The sequence below is a fragment of the Apilactobacillus ozensis DSM 23829 = JCM 17196 genome (genome assembly GCF_001435995.1).
GTDB lineage: Bacteria > Bacillota > Bacilli > Lactobacillales > Lactobacillaceae > Apilactobacillus > Apilactobacillus ozensis.
In genome coordinates this window covers 89829-105698 of the sequence record NZ_AYYQ01000031.1, presented here as the reverse complement: position 1 = coordinate 105698, position 15870 = coordinate 89829, and the positions used below count along the sequence as shown (strand labels likewise).

The window sequence follows — 15870 nt, the reverse complement described above, 5'->3', positions numbered from 1 at the left end:
GGTGATATATTGACTGCTTTAAGTTCTAACAGTAAACATAAAATTGGTATATTTGGCGGTACTTTTAATCCAATTCATAATGAACACTTATTTATAGCTGACCAAGTATGTGAGTATTTAGGCTTAGAAAAAGTTTATCTCATGCCTGATTATATCCCACCACATATTGATGAAAAACATGCAATCGATGCTGATTTAAGAGTAGATATGATTAAGTTAGCTATACAAGGTAACAATAATCTGGATATAGAGTTGTCTGAGATTAACAGAAAAGGTAAGAGCTATACTTATGAAACTATGCTTGAATTGTGTCGAAAGTATCCTAATAATGAGTATTATTTTATTATTGGTGGAGATATGGTTGATTATCTACCTAAGTGGCATCGAATTGATGATTTACTAAATTTGGTAAATTTTGTTGGAGTACGAAGAGCTAATTATGTTCCAAAGACTGATTATCCAGTTACTTGGGTTGATGTTCCAGAAATTGATATCTCATCAACTATGATTAGGAATAAACTGAGTCGTAATCAATCCGTTAGATACTTGGTTCCAGAAAATGTTAATGTTTATATAAAGGAGCATTCAATTTATCGATAATAAATTAGTTTATAAAAAGAATATCGTTCCATTGAGTCGTGAAGAATTAGTTAGTCGTCTAAAAAAGGCTTTAAATCAGTCCAGATTTGAACACGTTTTAAGAGTTGAAAAAATGGCTATCAAGTTGGCTAAGCTAAATGATGTTGACGTTGAATTAGCTAGCATTGGTGGCCTAGTACACGATTATGCAAAGCAACGACCTGATGAAGACTTTATTAATGCTATCCATAAATATCATTTAGACGATAATTTGTTGAATTATGGCAATGCTATTTGGCACGGCGAAGTAGGATATTTATTTGTTCAACATGAATTAGGAATTCAAAATATAGATATTTTAAACGCTGTTAAACATCACACTGTGGGTGCTAAATATATGTCCAAATTAGAACAAATTGTTTACATGGCTGATTATATAGAAATGGGAAGGGATTTTCCTGGAGTCGATGATGCTAGAAAAATAACTTTCAATAATTTAGGCCTAGGGGTAGCTTATCAAACTAAGCATACTTTGGATTATTTGATTTCAAATAATAAAAGTGTGTATCCAAAAACAATTGACACTTACAATGAGTGGGTAGTTAACTCTAAAGTAAAATAACAAAGGAGATTTTAATTTGAATAGTAAAGATATTTTAAAAGAAGTGGTTTTAGCCGCTGATAAAAAAAGAGCAAATGACATCGTTGCACTTAATGTTAAAGAAGTAAGCTTGATGGCTGATTATTTTGTAATAATGGATGCAGCATCTAATCGTCAAGTTAAATCTATTGCAGATGAAATTGTAGATGCCGTAGAAGAAAAAAATATTTACATTAAACAGGTTGAAGGTAAAAGTACTGCTAAATGGATTTTAATTGATTTAGGAGAAGTTATTGTACACGTATTTCAATCTGATGAAAGAGCATTCTATAATTTAGAAAAGTTATGGTCTGACGCAGATTCAGTTGATTTAAGTGATTGGATAGAAGAATAGATGATTTATACTAGTTTCGCGCAACTTTATGATGAACTTTTTGATTCTGATATGTATGATAACTGGTTTGAATTTGTTGCAAAACATGTAGATAAAGATTCTAACATTCTTAATGTCGCTTGTGGAAATGGTCGACTAGACTGTTTACTCTTAGAAAATGGTTATAATGTGACAGGATTAGATTTATCTAGTGACATGTTATCAATAGCTAGTAAGCATGCTAATGAATCTAATCTATCATTACCTTTGATTGAGGGAAATATGTTAGATTTATCTGGTGTTGACGACTATGAAGTCATAACCTGTTTTGATGATTCGTTATGTTATTTGGATTCGGAAAAGTCGTTAGAGCTAGCCTTTAAAAATGTTTATAATCACTTAACTTCGGGTGGAAAATATTTATTTGATGTAATAACACCTTATAAAACAGACGTTTACTATCCTGGCTATATGTATAACTATCATGATGAAACTAGGGCTTTTATGTGGTCTAGCTACATTGGCGAATATGAGCATTCGGTAGAACATGACTTGGCATTCTTCTTTTTTAATGATGAGATTGATGCTTATGATTCATTTAACGAAATTCACTGTGAAAGAACGTATGATTTAAGTGTGTATGTTGACTTGCTTAAAAAGGTGGGCTTTAAAAACGTTGAAGTATCAGCAGAATTTGGTAAAAAAGATATAGATATTAAAACTGATCGATGGTTTTTTGTTTGCGATAAGGTGATTTAATAAAATGTTAAAAGCTGTTGGAATAATATCTGAATATAATCCTTTTCATAATGGTCATTTATATCAGTTAAGACAAGCAAAAAAGATAACTAATGCTGATTTAACTGTAGTTGTTATGAGTGGTAACTGGGTACAAAGAGGCGAACCAGCCATATTTGATAAATGGTCACGTACTAGAATGGCTATCAAAAGTGGCGTCGATTTAGTTGTTGAACTTCCATTTCAATGTGCAGTACAGCCAGCAGATTTATTTGCTAAATATGCAGTTAACATTTTAGGACACTTAAAATGTGATTATTTAAGCTTTGGGTGTGAAAATTATCATATCAATTTTAAAGAATTAGGTAATTTTAAGATACAAGATTCTATAAAAAATAATTTAAAATCTAGTATGCCATACGCATCAGCTATTCGAGAATATGTTTTTGAAAAAACCGGTCAATCTATTTCTAGCCCCAATGATATTTTGGGGATGAATTATTCAGTAGCTAATAAATCGTTAGAACATCCAATGCAAATTTTTCCAGTTAAACGCTTAGGAGCTGAGCATGACGACTTAAAGCTTAATATTCATAAAAACATTTCTAGCGCTTCGGCTATTCGTTCGTCAATCTTTCATAAAAAGAAAAACTTTAATGACTATCTACCTAGTTATTATAATGATTTTAATTTTGATGATTTTATTAACTGGGATGACTTATTTCCATACTTGAAGTATCGAATAATTACTTCTTCATTAAGTGACTTGAAACAAGTATACCAAGTTAATGAAGGCTTAGAATTTAAATTAAAAAAGGAAATTACTAGTTCTAATACTTTTGAAGAATTTATGTCAAAAATAAAGTCGAAAAGATATACCTATGCCAGATTAAGACGACTATGTTGTTATATCCTAGTAAATTATAAAGATGATGCTATTTTTGATTATGTTAGAATATTAGGATTTAATCAGACAGGTAGAACATATTTAAAGCAAATCAAAAAATCTGTTGATGTACCAATAATATCTAGAGCTAATAAAAAAAATTTAAATGATGAATTAAAATACGAATATAAAGCTGGTTTTATGATTAGTTTGATTACTCATGAAAATGAAGATTTATATCGTTTTCCGTTGATTTATAAGTGATTTTGCTATCAAGGGAAACACCTTGACAAGCATATTTGTAATATGTATAATAAACATCGTTGCATTAGGGGGACTATACATGAAATGGTCATTGAATGAACTATCTAAATATCAAGATACTCCACTTTCTGTTGATGAAAAACTTGACTTAGAGCAAGATTTATTAGCAAGATATCCTAAATATATTTTATCTGTTAATCCAGTCGATGTTAGTGCTAACGTATTTTATGATGATGGTAATGTGATTGTTAACGCCAAAGTTACTGGCAAGATGGTTGTGCCATCTTCTAGATCTTTAGATCCAGTTGATGTAGACTTGAATTTCAATATTGATGAAGTTTATGTGAAAGATCAATATAATCTTAAAAAGTATGAAGAACTTGGCGATGTAGCTTTTTTAATTGAAAATCAAAAAATTGATTTTGATAAATCAGTTGCTGACAATATTATTTTGCAAATCCCAATGCATATTCTGTCTCCTCAAGAAGAGGAGGGCAAAGAAATGCCCGAAGGAAAGTTTTGGAAAGTTATTTCCGAACAAGAATATAGTAATCCTAAGGCAGAAAATAAAACAGTTGATCCACGTCTTGCCAAATTAAAAGATTACTTTAAGTAATTTTTTGGTAAGACTATAAAATTTTTCACTAGTGGATATTTTTTAATAAAAGGAGGTTTTTATATTGGCTGTACCAGCAAGAAAGACTTCAAAAGCTAAGAAAAATATGCGTCGTGGTCATATTAAATTAGCTAACCCAGGTTTAAGTGCTTGCCCAAACTGTGGTGAGTTACGTAAATCACACGTAGTTTGTCCAAACTGTGGCTTCTACAACGGTAAACAAGTTATTAAAGTTAATAACTAATAAAAGCTAAATAAAAAATCTCAGAACACCATGGGTTCTGAGATTTTTTATTTAGCTTTTATTTTTACTTAGTAAAATCTACAACTACACGACCAACAATCTTATTTTGTTTCATTTCATCAATAACATCATTGATTTCGTCTAATTTACAAGTTCTTACAATTGGTTTAACTTTACCTTCAGCACCGAATTGGAATGTTTCAGCTAGGTCTTGTCTAGTACCTACTAGTGATCCAGCAACTTGAATTCCATCAAGTACAGTTTTATCGATATTTAGTGCCATATCACCCTTAGGAAGGGCTACTGCTACTAATTTACCATCTGGGCGAAGTGCGTTTACTGATGTAGTAAATGCATCTTTGTTTACAGCAGTAACGATTGAACTATGAACACCGCCAACTTTTTCTTGAATTTGTTCAGCAACGTCGGAATCATGACGATCGATTAATAATTCGGCACCATTTTTCTTAGCAGCTTCCAATTTTTGTTCATTACCATCTACTGCTACAACATGTGCTCCAAAAACATTATGAGCTAATTGTACAGCGACGTTACCTAAACCACCAGCACCAACAATTTCAATCCATTGTCCTGGTCGAGCATCTCCAACTTTAAGAGCCTTATAAGTTGTAACTCCAGCACAAGTTAATGATGTTGCTTCAACTGGGTCTAGTCCTTCTGGAACTTTTACAGCATAGTTAGCATCAACGATTACTTGTTCTGCCATAGCACCATCTACTGTAAAACCGGCATTTTGTACATTTCTACATAAAGTTTCACGACCAGTTAAACAGTATTCACAATGTCCACATCCCTTGAAGAACCAAGCGATAGAAACTCTGTCGCCAACTCTTAAGTTAGAAACTCCATCAGCAACTTTAGATACGCGTCCAACACCTTCGTGTCCAATGATTCTTCCAGGAACTTTACCAAAATCTCCTGATGCTACATGTAAATCTGTGTGACAAAGTCCACAATATTCAACATCAACAAGAGCTTCACCATATTTTAAAGGTCTTAAATCAACATCTTTAATGTCTACATAACCATCGGAATTATCTCTTACTACAGCAGCTTTCATACTAACAACTTCTTTCTATTAATTTATAATTTCATTATATTAGATGTTATAAGTAAAATCAAGTGAAAAGATTCACAAAAAATTAAATATGTAACCGGCATAGCTACTATTAATGCTATTTTTATGCTAAAATGTAAAATGATTTGTTAATTTGAAAAAAGAATAATATATAGAGGTGTATTTACCTAATGAGTCGTATTTTAATTATTGAAGATGAAAAAAGTTTAGCTCGTTTTGTTGAACTTGAATTAGAACATGAAGGCTATGAAGTTAAAGTTAGTCTTGATGGTCGCGATGGCTTAGATGAAGCCATGAAAAATGACTATGATGTCATTTTATTAGATTTAATGCTACCAAAATTAAATGGTATGGAAGTTGCTAGAAGACTTAGAGAAAAGAAAGCAACACCAATTATCATGATGACAGCCAGAGATTCTGTTATAGATAGAGTTTCAGGATTTGATCATGGTGCTGATGATTATATCGTTAAACCATTTGCCATTGAAGAACTATTAGCAAGAGTTAGAGCTTTATTGCGTCGTATTGAAATAGAAGGAGACGAAAAGAAAGAAAGCCAAAAAGTAGTTCATTTTAAAGATATAACAGTTGAAAAAGAAAGTCGTATTGTCAGACGTGGCGATGATATTATAAATCTTACTAAGCGTGAATATGAATTGTTATTAACTTTAATGGAAAACGTTAATGTGGTTTTAGGAAGAGACGTATTGTTGACCAAAGTTTGGGGATATAATTCTGAAGCTGAAACCAACGTTGTTGATGTGTACGTTAGATACTTAAGAAATAAGATTGATCGACCAGATCAAAAGAGCTACATTCAAACAGTTCGTGGTACAGGTTACGTGATGCGTTCATGAACTCACTAAATACTAAAAATCTTAGTAATAATATTCAAAATACTAAATTAGTTTCTTCTAAGAGAAGACTATCGCTAAAATGGAAATGGTCAGCAGGAACATCACTGATTGTTTTTGTGATGTTATCAATTTTTTCTTTTTTAATATATAACCGTTTTTCTGATGTTTTAATACATCAAGAAAGGGTTCATATCAGCGAAACTATGGGAACTATTTCCGACAAGTTAAGTGATTTTAGTCGTCCTTTGGTTGGATACAAAGTTGATGATGTTTTGACGCCAAAAACTAACGACAATAATAAAATTAAAACTAAGTCTAACGATAGTAATGTGTCTAGTGCATATTCTAATTCCGTATTTGCTAGTTTGGCCAAAAACAATAATATAATTAGCGTTTTTGATAAAGATAATAACCCGGTTTTTTATTCTAGTTATGTTCCTAAATCTTACTCTACAATCGGTAAGGTAAATAAAGAAAACATATTCATGGATAAATTTGATAATAACAACTCACTTATAGGTGAGACACCTATTTTTTCTAAGGTTAATGGTAGAAGAATTGGTACGATTAGAGTTGTAAATAAATTGGGTGATTATCATTATTACACTAAAAAATTGCTGTTCATTTTATTATTTATTTTAGTTTTAGGCGTTTTCATGTCAGCATTGCTTTCTTACTTGTTAGCCGCTTATATGCTTAGACCAATCAGCGTAATTTCTAAAACTATAAATAGAATAAATGATTCTCCTGAAAATGAAGTCAGGGTACCTAAAATGCATAGTAATGATGAGTTAACTGACTTAGCTTCATTATTCAATGATATGTTGGATACTATGCAAAGATACATTGAGCAGCAGCAACAATTCGTTGAAGATGTTTCTCATGAGCTTAGAACTCCTGTTGCAGTTATTCAAGGTCACTTAAACATGCTTTCAAGGTGGGGAAAAGATGATCCACAAATTTTGAAAGAGTCCATTGATGCATCAGTTTCAGAAATTAATCGTATGAAGAGTTTAGTTCAAGAAATGCTTGATTTATCTCGAGCAGAGCAAGTAGAAATAAATTACAATGATAAAATTACTGATGCTCAAGATTTAGTTTTTCAAGAATATAATGATTTTAAAATGATACATCCAGATTTTATGTTTACATTAGATAATGACATAAAAAAAGAGACATTTGTGCAAATTTATCGTAATCATCTGGAACAAGTCTTAATAATATTGTTAGATAATGCGGTTAAGTATTCGACCAAACGAAAAGAAGTTCATATATCCATTTCAAGAAGCACTAAAAATGTTGATATTGCAATCCAAGATTTTGGTGAGGGAATATCTCCAAAAAACATGCATAAAGTCTTTAATAGATTTTATAGAGTAGACAAGGCACGTAGTCGAAATCAAGGTGGAAATGGACTAGGGTTATCTATTGCTAAACGACTTATTGAAGCTTATAATGGCCACTTATCAGTGGAAAGTTCCGTAGGTCATGGATCAATTTTTAGGATTACTTTACCAATTTTGTCTAATGAAGATAGGGAAAAAATACAAAACAAAAAGGGGCTGTGACATAAGTCTCTAAAAAATAGGATTTACGTTTGGAACTTAACGTAAATCCTATTTTTGTATATAAATTTATAAAATTAATGACTTTCGTCATTAGTTTTCTTATATTTAATGCCATTACAGTAAAACCAATTTCTTTTTTTACCTTTTCGATTCCCCTAACAGAGAATCGATTGAAACGTAAAGAAGCCTTTAGTTTACCAAAAACTGATTCTACATCTATTTTTCTTCGTGCATAGATATCACTTGTTTTTGGTGTCAAAAGCAATTCTTTTTGTTTATTTTTAAAATATTCCCATGCATAATTAATTCTAATTCTTCTGGTATTACCAGATTTGGCTAATGCATTAGAATCTATATTTTGATTAATATCATATTTTTAAGCTTTATATTCTTTAAAATCACGAGTAAATTGATGCTTATCAGTTCTTTTACGATAACCATTAAAATTGAATCGAACACCATTAGGATCAATGAAATAATCATCTTTTGCATTATAATACCAATTCATGACCTTATGGTCATCACTTTTCCATTTACGACTTTGTTCTTTTAACATTGATCCATAGGGAATTAAAGGAATATGATTAGTTAGTTTTTCTTCTATAAAACGATAATTACTTTCAGATCAATAACCAGCATCGGCAACAATATATTTACCTAAACTATTATTCTTAATTTGTTTATTTAAGAACGGAATTAAGGTTCGAGTATCGTTAGGATTTTGATAAATATCAAAATTATTTATGAATTGTCCACTAGTAGCAATTTGTAAATTATAGGCAGGTTTCAATTGTCCGTTCAACATGTGATTTTCTTTAATACGCATGAAGGTAGCATCATGATCAGTTTTAGAATAACTATTACGATTAGCAAAAATTTTCTTCTGCCAATTCGCTAATTTGGCGACTACTAAAAATTCCTTTGGAATAGGCAAACAAGGTTAACTTTAATAGTGACCGTAGGTCATATTTTCGTGGCCTACCAAATATGCATTTTTCTTATAAACCAATCATTTCAACAATTTTATTGATAATGTTTACTGGATGATTATTTTTAGGTTGCCAATCTTTAATATTTAAAGTATAATGAGCACTCATTATTTTTAAGTTTCCTTTCAAGGAGATTTATTTAAACGATATCAGTTGGTGCGATATCGTTTTTTATTATACATAAATAACGCTCGTTGGAAAAATCAAATTCCAACGAGCGTTATTTTTTTAGAGACTTATGTCACAGCCCCTTTTGTTTATTTCTTATTTTGCTTACCAGAATTTCTTTTACGATTTTGATTAATGTCAGTTTTGTTTATTTCTTTAGGAGTTTCTTTTATTTCTTCTTTTACCTCTGTTACAACTTTTGTAGGATTTTTCTTAGCCTGTTCGATTACTTCTCTTCTTATTTTTGGTCTGTACATGTTTATTATTAAAGTTTGAATACAAATAAAAATTCCACCTATGAAGAAGTAGATTCCTAAACCGGCAGGAGATTGCAGTGTAGCTATCAATATAACGATAGGATTTAATAAAATCATAAATTTCATTTGTTTCTTTTGTTCCTCAGGTACGCCCAAGGTCATTAAATAACCTTGAAGTAAATAAGTTATTACTGATAGAATAACCAAAACAAAATTTTTATCACCTAATCTAATACCCATAAAAACAGTATGTGAAACTTCAGGTGAAAAACGAATTGCATTATATAACGCGATAAACACCGGAGTTTGAATAAGTAATGGTAAACACCCAATGCCACCCATCATGTTTACATCATTATCTCGATACAATGCCATCATTTCTTGTTGAATTTGCATTTTTTCTTCTTGTGTTTTGGCACTTTGTTGTCTTTTTTGAATGTTCTTCATCTGAGGACGAATTAAATTCATTTTTTCTTGCATTTTTGTAGATTTAGTCATTTGATTGATCATAACTGGTAATAAAATCATTCTTACAATTACTGTTAATACAATTAATGCCCAACCATAACCACCTACGAATTTAGCGATGAAGTCTAAAATATGTTCAGCTGGTAGTGCTAAATAATTATAAACAAAGCCTTCTTTGGGAGTACCGTCATTATTTACTCTTACACAACCTGATAATGTTATTGTCATAACAGCAATAGCCATTAGTAAGTACAATTTCTTTATTCTTTTCATTAAGATAAAACCCTTCCTAAAAATAATATACTTTATAATAATAACAGAAAATGTATAAATTTTTTAGTTTGCTTTTATATTATAATTTTGAAATCTGAATATTTATTGTTGTTTTGGTAATTACTTTCAATGCTAATATCGTCTACTTTGGAAAATGGAGTTGGATTATTCTTAATTAATGTTATAAATTTTTCAATTTTATTGGAATTTCCGGCAGCTACAATTTTAACGTTTCCATTTTTAAGATTTTGCACAGTTCCGACTATATTAAGCTCGTTAGCTATACGTTTTACTGTTACTCGATAGCCAACTCCTTGAACAATACCTTTAACTATTACGTTTATAGATTTATTTGACATGATTTTCCTCCTGAAAATTAAAAAGATTATGATAGAATATGAAATATGAAATTAGTTAAGCTAAAATAGGAGATAAAACCCATATGGAAAAAATCGTGTCACCTAAAAATGAACGAATTAAATCTTGGTCTAAATTAAAAACTAAAAAAAACAGAGATAAAATGAATCTTTATATTTTAGAAAATTGGCATTTAATCAAGGAAGCAATTAATTATAAGCAAAATGTAAAAACAATATTATTCACTGAAAAGCAATATGATTTGCATTTCAAAGAAATAAATAATATTGAAAAATATGAAATCATTATTATTTCTGATGAAGTATCGCTAAAATTAGGTTCTACTACTACTCCACAGGGAGCTTTTGCTATCGTACAATTACCCCACATTGATAATGATTTTACCAAAGATACAGTTAGTGGGAAATGGTTGTTACTTGATAATGTTCAGGACCCAGGAAATATTGGAACAATGATACGTACCGCTGATGCAGCTGGTATGGAGGGAGTAGTTTTTGGAGAGGGAACCTCTGACATTTTTAATGCTAAAGTATTAAGATCTATGCAGGGAAGCAACTTTCACGTTAAAATTATGAAATATGATTTAAATGATTGGGTAGATAGCTGTATTAACTTTGGAATTCCAGTTTATGGTAGCGAATTAAATCCACAAGCTATAGATTATAATACTGTAAAACCAATTAATGACTTTTCTTTGATAATGGGAAATGAGGGTAATGGTATGCAACAATCATTACTTGAGAAAACAACTGACAATTTATATATTCCAATTAAAGGACATGCTGAATCCTTAAATGTAGCAATAGCTGCTGGTATTTTAATGTTTAGTTTATGTAAGTAGAATTACTTGCATATTGCGGACTTTTGTTTATTATATAACTAATTAATTTATATATTTACTTTTAGAAGGGAAAATCTCTTTTATGAAAAAAGATGTTTGGGAGTTAGATGAACACTATATGTCTTTGGTTAAAGATATATTAGAAGATGAACGTTTTAAAAAACTAGATAACTATATTCAACACCATAACTCTACAAGAATGATACATTGTATAAGCGTTTCATATGCAAGTTATCAAATAGCCGAGAAGTTGCATCTAGATACCCGATCTATTGCCAGAGCTGGCCTATTACATGATTTATTTTATTACGACTGGCGTGAAACCAAGTTCAATCTAGGGTCACATGCTTTTATGCATCCTAGAATTGCATTGAGAAATGCTGAAAAGATTACCAGTTTAAACGAAAAGGAAAAAGATATTATCTTAAAACATATGTGGGGATTTACTTTAGCGCGTCCCAAGTATGCTGAAAGTTACATTGTTTCTTTTGTGGATGACTATGAAGCAGTAGGTGAATATTTTAAGTCTTTACTTAAAAAAACACTAGTGAAAAAGATATTAAGGAGGTAGCTTATTAATTGATATCTGAAGATTGTAAAGTTTGCCCTAAATTTGAACAAACTTTTTCTATTCTTGGTAAAAAATGGAATGGATTAATTATAGAATCGTTGCTAAACGATAGTCCACAACGTTTTAAAACCTTGTCTAAAGCTGTTGAAAAATGTAGTGACCGTATGTTAGCTGAACGTTTAAAAGAACTTGAGGGTAAACATATTGTAAAGAGAAGGGCTTTTGAAAATTCAAATTTAATTGAATATTCTTTAACTAAAAAAGGTGAAGAATTAAAACCAATTATGGATGAGGTTCATAATTGGTCAAATAAATGGTGTCATAAGTAATAATGGCCTTGACCAATTTATTAAAATATTTTATTATCAAATTAAGAGTTTTGACGAAAAATTAGTAAGCTATACTTTACAGAAAGTTCATATTGGGATGAGAATGAACATTGATATAGCTGAATTCATTTTCCGAGCTAATGTTGGGAGTCAATTTTGGCAAAAAACATTTCGGTTCGTCCACCGTTATAGGACTTTAAGTTGTATACGATTGTTGTATAAACTAGGGTGGTACCGCGATGCTTCGTCCCTTTTTGGGGCGGAGCTTTTTTATTTAACAAGGAGGAAAAAATAATGTCTTTACAAGATGAACTACAATCAGTTCTTAAAGAAGGTCTCGAAAAGATTAATCATTCTACTGACCTTAAAGAAATAACTAACGATATAAAAGTTAATTTGTTAGGTAAAAAGGGTGAAATTACTAAAGTTTTAAGAGGAATCAAAGACCTGCCTAATGAAGAAAAACCACTAGTTGGTCAATACGCCAATAAGGTTCGTGATGAAATTCAGACTGCACTGGCAAATAAGCAAGAAATTTTAGAAAATGAAGCCTTAAATGCAAAATTAAGTGCTGAAAAAATAGATGTTACGTTGCCGGGTTCTACTACCAGAGTGGGGCATCCACATGTTATACAATCAATTATTGATCAGATTTGCGATATGTTCATGGGAATGGGCTATGAAGTATTAAGTGGTCCAGAAGTAGAGGAAGATAAATACAATTTTGAAATGATGAACCTTCCTAAAGACCATCCAGCACGTGATATGCAAGATACATTTTATATTACAAAAGAAATTTTAATGCGTACTCAAACCTCTCCAATGCAAGCTAGAACTCTAGAAAAACATGATTTTTCTAAAGGACCTTTGAAGATGATTTCACCAGGTGTAGTTTATCGACGTGATACTGATGACCCTACTCATTCACATCAATTCCACCAGGTTGAAGGTATTGTGATAGATGAAAATATTACTATGGGAGATTTAAAGGGAACACTAGAATTTCTAACTCATCAACTATTTGGTGATAAATTTGACGTTAGATTAAGACCAAGCTATTTCCCATTTACTGAACCATCAGTAGAAGCTGACATTACTTGCTTTAAGTGTAATGGTAAGGGTTGTGACGTATGTAAGAATACCGGATGGATTGAAGTTTTAGGTGCCGGAATGGTTCATCCTAACGTTTTAGAGATGGCTGGAGTTGACTCGCAAAAATATGGTGGATTTGCTTTTGGTTTAGGACCAGACCGTTTTGCCATGCTTAAATATGGGGTTGATGATATTCGTGATTTTTATTTAAACGATGTACGATTCTTATCACAATTTAACTAAGGAGAGATATTAAATGAAAGTTTCTTACAAATGGCTAAAAGATTATATTAATTTAGACGTATCAGCCGATGAATTAGCCGAAAAAATTGAACGTTCTTCAGTGGAGGTTGATTCAGTTGTTAAACCTAGTGCTGGTCTTAAAAAGATAGTAGTTGGTCAAATTTTGTCATTGGAAGACCATCCTGATTCTGATCATCTTCATATTTGTCAAGTTGATGTTGGTGAAGATGAACCTTTACAAATTGTTTGTGGTGCACCTAACGTAGCTGTAAATAAGAAAGTAATTGTAGCACTGCCAGGTTCTAGAATTGCTGACAATGTTAAAATTAAAAAATCAAAGATGCGTGGCGTACCTTCTTTTGGAATGCTTTGCGCACTTGATGAAATTGGCTTTCCAAAAGATGTTGTTCCTAAAGAATGGTCTGAAGGAATTTATTTCTTACCTGAAAATGCTGAAATTGGTTCAGATGTTTATGATTACATTGGAATGAATGATGAATTAATTGACTTAGACGTAACTCCTAACCGTGGTGATATGTTGAGTATGTATGGGACCTTACGCGATTTATCAGCTATCTATAACAAACCAGTTAATTTAGACTATAAAAAGTTAAATGATTTTTCTAATGATAAATCAGCTGATCAAATTTCTAACCGTGTAGATTTAGAAGATGTAAGTAGTTATAAAAATAGAGTAATTAATAATGTAGAAGTTAAAGCGAGTCCTTTATGGTTACAAATTAGATTATGGAATGCTGGCATTAAGCCAATCAACAATATTGTTGATATTACTAACTATATGATGATTAAGTTTGGTCAACCTATGCATGCATATGACTTAGACAAAGTTAGTGGTAAACAATTTATTGTTAGAAATGCAAAAGTAGGCGAAAAGATAACCACTTTAGACGAAGATGAAGTTAACTTAGATGAAAATGATTTAGTTGTGGCTGACAGTAAAGCACCCATTGCAATGGGTGGGGTGATTGGTGGATTAAACACTTCGATTACTAATGACACTAAAAATATTGTCTTAGAATGTGCCGTTTTTGATTCAATCAAAGTACGTAAAATGGCGCGTAAGCATGTTATTCATACAGAAGCTTCACAACGCTTCGAACGTGGAGTAGATATAAATAATTTAACTAATGTTTTAGAAGAAGCTAGCTGGATGATTAATGATTTAGCTATTGGGGATGTTTGTGAAGACATTGTAACTGCTGTTGATAAACCTAAAGAGAATATAAATGTTAGAATTTCACTAGACAGAATTAATCACGTATTGGGAACTAAATTAACTGTTGACCAAGTTAAAGACATTTTTGAAAGATTAGCATTTAAAGTAGACGTTAAAAATAATGATTTTGACGTAGAAGTACCTACTCGTAGAGGTGATATTCATATAGATTCTGACTTAATTGAAGAAGTTGCTCGTATATATGGATATGACAATTTACCAAGTACCTTACCTGAAGGAAAAACTACCATTGGAATGTTAAGTCCTAAGCAACAATTGATTAGAAATAGTAGAAATAAATTACAAGCTTTAGGCTTAACACACGCGATTTCATACTCATTAACTACTCCCGAAAAAGCTAATATGTTTTTAATGCAAGATACTTATGAAACTGATTTGAGTTTTCCAATGAGTACCGACCATTTCACATTAAGAATGAACTTAGTAACTGGTTTGTTAGACGATATTGCTTACAATCAAGCTCGCAATGTTAAAGATGTTGCGTTATATGAACAAGGTCGAGTATTTTATAAGGATAATGAAGATCAAGTTCGTCCAAATGAAATTGAACATATCTCAGCTGCAATTTCCGGTGCACTAGTAAACAAAAAATGGAATAATAATCCTAAAAATGTTGATTTCTATGACATCAAGGGTATTTTAGAAAACTATTTAAGCAGTTTGCAATTAAACGGAAATATTGAATATATTGCCACTAATAAATATCCAGAAATGCATCCAGGTAGAACAGCTGATATTATGGTTCATGGACATTACATTGGATTCATTGGACAAGTTCATCCTAAAATTGCTAAGAAATTTAACATTAAAGAAACTTATGTATTTGACTTAAACCTTCAAACAATTATTGATTTGCCTAAGCAAGAACAACAATATGATTTAGTGTCTAAGTATCCTTCTATTTCTAGAGATATTGCCATGTTAGTTAATACTGAAATTACTAACAAACAAATTATGGACGTTATTTTAAAACGTGGTGGAGCTTATTTAACCAATGTAAGTTTATTTGATGTTTATAATGGTAAAAATGTACCTGAAGGCAAGAAATCTATGGCATATAGCTTGACATATCAAAATAAAAAAGATACTTTAACTGATGACGAAGTTAATAAAGCATTTGATAAAGTTGAAAGAAACTTAGTTAAAGAATTTGATGTTGAAATTAGATAGGATTAAAC

General features: G+C 31.1%; 19 protein-coding genes, 1 pseudogene and 1 other annotated feature. Of the genes and pseudogenes, 14 read left to right on the top strand and 6 right to left on the bottom strand.

What is annotated here, in order from left to right:
• The first annotated feature begins 9 nt into the window (after positions 1-9).
• From FD06_RS04905 to rpmF, 7 genes are all read left to right on the top strand, one after another.
• Entirely contained in the window at positions 10-600 is a 591-nt protein-coding gene (locus FD06_RS04905) for a nicotinate-nucleotide adenylyltransferase (protein WP_237757234.1), read from the top strand.
• Positions 593-1201, top strand: a complete 609-nt coding sequence (gene yqeK, locus FD06_RS04900; RefSeq protein WP_054657209.1) for a bis(5'-nucleosyl)-tetraphosphatase (symmetrical) YqeK — start codon at positions 593-595, stop codon at positions 1199-1201. The genes FD06_RS04905 and yqeK overlap by 8 nt, the downstream gene beginning before the upstream one ends.
• A gap of 16 nt (positions 1202-1217) precedes the next feature.
• Positions 1218-1574: a ribosome silencing factor gene (gene rsfS / locus FD06_RS04895; protein WP_056966450.1), complete on the top strand. Its 357-nt coding sequence runs from the start codon at positions 1218-1220 to the stop codon at positions 1572-1574.
• The gene (locus tag FD06_RS04890) at positions 1575-2312 is read left to right on the top strand and encodes a class I SAM-dependent methyltransferase (protein ID WP_056966449.1); all 738 of its coding nucleotides are present in this window, start codon (positions 1575-1577) and stop codon (positions 2310-2312) included.
• Between the two features lie 4 nt (positions 2313-2316).
• The gene (locus FD06_RS04885; RefSeq protein WP_056966446.1) at positions 2317-3441 is read left to right on the top strand and encodes a nucleotidyltransferase; all 1125 of its coding nucleotides are present in this window, start codon (positions 2317-2319) and stop codon (positions 3439-3441) included.
• A gap of 79 nt (positions 3442-3520) precedes the next feature.
• Positions 3521-4057, top strand: coding sequence for a DUF177 domain-containing protein (locus tag FD06_RS04880; RefSeq protein ID WP_056966443.1), 537 nt, complete (start codon positions 3521-3523; stop codon positions 4055-4057).
• 64 nt (positions 4058-4121) lie between these two features.
• Entirely contained in the window at positions 4122-4301 is a 180-nt protein-coding gene (gene rpmF / locus FD06_RS04875) for a 50S ribosomal protein L32 (RefSeq protein ID WP_054657201.1), read from the top strand.
• 64 nt (positions 4302-4365) lie between these two features.
• On the opposite strand, the gene adhP is transcribed toward rpmF, so the two are convergent.
• Complete coding sequence (gene adhP / locus FD06_RS04870; protein WP_054657199.1) at positions 4366-5382, bottom strand: alcohol dehydrogenase AdhP; 1017 nt, start codon at positions 5380-5382, stop codon at positions 4366-4368.
• Between the two features lie 188 nt (positions 5383-5570).
• On the opposite strand from adhP, the gene FD06_RS04865 reads away from it, so the two are divergent.
• Together FD06_RS04865 and FD06_RS04860 are read left to right on the top strand one after the other, a co-directional pair.
• On the top strand, positions 5571-6257 hold the full coding sequence (locus FD06_RS04865; protein ID WP_056966441.1) for a response regulator transcription factor: 687 nt from the start codon (positions 5571-5573) through the stop codon (positions 6255-6257).
• Entirely contained in the window at positions 6254-7825 is a 1572-nt protein-coding gene (locus tag FD06_RS04860; protein ID WP_082605300.1) for a HAMP domain-containing histidine kinase, read from the top strand. The genes FD06_RS04865 and FD06_RS04860 overlap by 4 nt, the downstream gene beginning before the upstream one ends.
• Here FD06_RS04860 and FD06_RS07815 read toward each other — a convergent pair.
• The 5 genes and pseudogenes from FD06_RS07815 to FD06_RS04840 form a co-directional block, all read right to left on the bottom strand.
• The gene (locus FD06_RS07815; RefSeq protein ID WP_420834751.1) at positions 7782-8180 is read right to left on the bottom strand and encodes a transposase; all 399 of its coding nucleotides are present in this window, start codon (positions 8178-8180) and stop codon (positions 7782-7784) included. The two genes, FD06_RS04860 and FD06_RS07815, sit on opposite strands and share 44 nt — an antisense overlap.
• 21 nt (positions 8181-8201) lie before the next feature.
• Positions 8202-8381, bottom strand: a complete 180-nt coding sequence (locus FD06_RS07810; protein WP_054657188.1) for a hypothetical protein — start codon at positions 8379-8381, stop codon at positions 8202-8204.
• Between the two features lie 129 nt (positions 8382-8510).
• Positions 8511-8808 (bottom strand): annotated as a pseudogene (locus FD06_RS07805) (IS5/IS1182 family transposase); the annotation flags it as partial.
• Between the two features lie 263 nt (positions 8809-9071).
• On the bottom strand, positions 9072-9980 hold the full coding sequence (gene yidC / locus FD06_RS04845) for a membrane protein insertase YidC (RefSeq protein WP_056966437.1): 909 nt from the start codon (positions 9978-9980) through the stop codon (positions 9072-9074).
• Positions 9981-10054: 74 nt separating this feature from the next.
• Positions 10055-10339 (bottom strand): acylphosphatase, encoded by a 285-nt coding sequence (locus FD06_RS04840; RefSeq protein WP_054657182.1) that lies wholly within the window; start codon positions 10337-10339, stop codon positions 10055-10057.
• Positions 10340-10422: 83 nt separating this feature from the next.
• Between FD06_RS04840 and FD06_RS04835 the strand changes: the two genes are divergently transcribed.
• The 5 genes from FD06_RS04835 (at position 10423) to pheT (ending at position 15862) form a co-directional block, all read left to right on the top strand.
• Complete coding sequence (locus FD06_RS04835; protein ID WP_054657180.1) at positions 10423-11199, top strand: TrmH family RNA methyltransferase; 777 nt, start codon at positions 10423-10425, stop codon at positions 11197-11199.
• An 82-nt stretch (positions 11200-11281) separates the two neighbouring features.
• Entirely contained in the window at positions 11282-11770 is a 489-nt protein-coding gene (locus FD06_RS04830; RefSeq protein WP_056966435.1) for an HD domain-containing protein, read from the top strand.
• An 8-nt stretch (positions 11771-11778) separates the two neighbouring features.
• Positions 11779-12099: a winged helix-turn-helix transcriptional regulator gene (locus FD06_RS04825; protein ID WP_054657178.1), complete on the top strand. Its 321-nt coding sequence runs from the start codon at positions 11779-11781 to the stop codon at positions 12097-12099.
• A gap of 41 nt (positions 12100-12140) precedes the next feature.
• Positions 12141-12354, top strand: a binding site (T-box leader).
• Between the two features lie 39 nt (positions 12355-12393).
• Positions 12394-13434 (top strand): phenylalanine--tRNA ligase subunit alpha, encoded by a 1041-nt coding sequence (gene pheS / locus FD06_RS04815; RefSeq protein ID WP_054657174.1) that lies wholly within the window; start codon positions 12394-12396, stop codon positions 13432-13434.
• A 13-nt stretch (positions 13435-13447) separates the two neighbouring features.
• Positions 13448-15862: a phenylalanine--tRNA ligase subunit beta gene (gene pheT / locus FD06_RS04810; RefSeq protein WP_056966431.1), complete on the top strand. Its 2415-nt coding sequence runs from the start codon at positions 13448-13450 to the stop codon at positions 15860-15862.
• Positions 15863-15870: the final 8 nt, after the last annotated feature.